This window comes from Pedococcus sp. 2YAF34 (assembly GCF_052114585.1).
Taxonomy (GTDB): Bacteria; Actinomycetota; Actinomycetes; order Actinomycetales; family Dermatophilaceae; genus Pedococcus.
In genome coordinates this window covers 1-381 of sequence record NZ_JBFRFA010000145.1, presented here as the reverse complement: position 1 = coordinate 381, position 381 = coordinate 1, and the positions used below count along the sequence as shown (strand labels likewise).

1 protein-coding gene is annotated in these 381 nt (G+C 69.0%); it reads left to right on the top strand.

From position 1 onward, the window contains the following. Positions 1–381, top strand: a 381-nt coding sequence (locus tag AB4Z02_RS19295) for an FAD-dependent oxidoreductase (protein ID WP_441972992.1), incomplete at both ends; no start/stop codon positions are given.

The following is a 381-nucleotide window of genomic DNA, read 5'->3' as shown; positions in this document are numbered from 1 at the left end:
AGATGCTGACCGACGCGCGGGTCGAGGCGATCGTGCCCACCGCATCCGGAACCCGCGTCGTGCACAGCCGCGGCGAAGTCGAGAGCGACCTGCTCATCAACTGCGGAGGCCTGCAGGCCGACCGCATCGCACGGATGGCCGGGATCGAACCCGAGGTGCGCATCGTGCCGTTCCGCGGTGAGTACTACGAGCTCGTGCCTGAGCGCCGCGACCTGGTGAACGGCCTCATCTACCCGGTGCCCGACCCGGAGCTGCCGTTTCTCGGAGTGCACCTGACGCGGATGATCGACGGGACGGTTCACGCGGGACCGAACGCGGTGCTGGCGCTGGCCCGCGAGGGATACGACTGGCGCACCATCAGCATCCGCGACGCTGCTGACG